Annotated in this window: 1 protein-coding gene; it reads left to right on the top strand. The window is 70.2% G+C overall.

Annotation, left to right across the window (positions count from 1 at the left end; all coding sequences use genetic code 11):
- Nucleotides 1–266 precede the first annotated feature (266 nt).
- On the top strand, nt 267–1325 hold the full coding sequence (locus ACFQEU_RS15730) for an amidohydrolase family protein (RefSeq protein ID WP_379783696.1): 1059 nt from the start codon (nt 267–269) through the stop codon (nt 1323–1325).
- Nucleotides 1326–1526: the final 201 nt, after the last annotated feature.

The following is a 1526-nucleotide window of genomic DNA, read 5'->3' as shown; positions in this document are numbered from 1 at the left end:
CGGCTCGACCCCGACACGCTGTTGAGTGAGGTCCGGAAGGCGATGACGACGCCGCTCGACGAGTTCGAGTGAGGCGACCGCCGGCACGGGCCGGCCGAGCGCCCGCGCCGACGACTGCGCCGATCCGTTCTGCCGACCGCTTCAATTCGTTCTGCCGACCGATTCGATCCGTTCTGCCGACCGATTCGATCCGTTCTGCCGACCGATTCGGCGACCGCACCGATCCGCTCCGTGACCTTTTAACCCGTGACCGACGACGCTGGCGTATGCACATCGAGGGGACGATACTCGTCGGGACGGAGTTCGACCCGGTCGAGGGGCGGGTCGTCGTCGCGGACGGCGAGATCGTCCGGATCGAGGAGACGACGACCGACAGCAACGCGGTCGTCCTTCCGGCGTTCGTCAACGCCCACACACACATCGGCGACTCGATCGCGAAGGAGGCGGGCGCGGGGCTCTCGCTCGACGAGCTCGTCGCGCCGCCGGACGGGTTGAAACACCGGCTGTTGCGGGCCGCGAGCCACGAGGAGAAGGTGGCGGCGATGGCGCGGTCGCTCCGGTACATGGAGTCGACCGGAACGGGGACGTTCATCGAGTTTCGCGAGGGAGGTGTCGACGGAGTCCGGGCGATCCGAGACGCGCTCGCGGGCGAGGGTGTCGAGCTAGGCGACCGGGCGATCCGGGCGGTCGTCCTCGGCCGCGATGACCCCGACGTGTTGCCGCTCGCGGACGGGTACGGCGCGTCCGGCGCGCGCGACGGCGCGTTCGAGTCGGTGCGGAACGCGACCCGTGAGGCGGGCAAACTGTTCGGGATCCACGCGGGGGAGCGCGACGCCGACGACGTTGACGCCGCGATGGATCTGGACCCGGAGTTCCTCGTCCACATGGTCCACGCCGAGTCACACCACATGGACCGGCTCGCGGATCGGGAGACGCCGGTCGTCGTCTGCCCACGGTCGAACCTCGTGACGAACGTCGGCGTGCCGCCGATCGCCGAGCTTGCCGAGCGGACGACGGTTGCGCTCGGGACCGACAACGTGATGCTCGACTCGCCGTCGATGTTCCGCGAGATGGAGTTCGCGGCGAAGCTGTCCGATCTCCCCGCTCGCGAGGTCCTGCGTATGGCGACGGTGAACGGTGCCCGGATCGCGGGCGCGAACCGCGGCGTGGTCGCGACGGGGGCCGACGCCGACCTCCTCGTGCTCGACGGCGACTCCGACAACCTCGCGGGCGCACAGGACCTCGTCCGGGCCGTCGTCAGGCGGGCCGGAGCCTCCGACGTCGAGTCGGTCGTCATCGGCGGCGAGCGGATCGACCACGACTGAGGGGAGCGACCGACGGGGTAAAACCGGGGCGGGCCGTATCCGGCGACGATGGTCGAGTTCCCGTTGCTCACTGGACTGATCGTCGGCCCAGTCGTTGGGCTGGTCGCGACGCTGGCGATGGACCGCGTCATGCCCCGCCTCCCCGAAGGCGACACCGCGCCGCGAGTCGCGGCGAGCGTCCTCACCGACACGCCGGTCGAC

The organism is Halorubrum tibetense (assembly GCF_042661865.1).
GTDB lineage: Archaea > Halobacteriota > Halobacteria > Halobacteriales > Haloferacaceae > Halorubrum > Halorubrum tibetense.
This window is presented reverse-complemented; position numbering and strand designations above follow the sequence as displayed.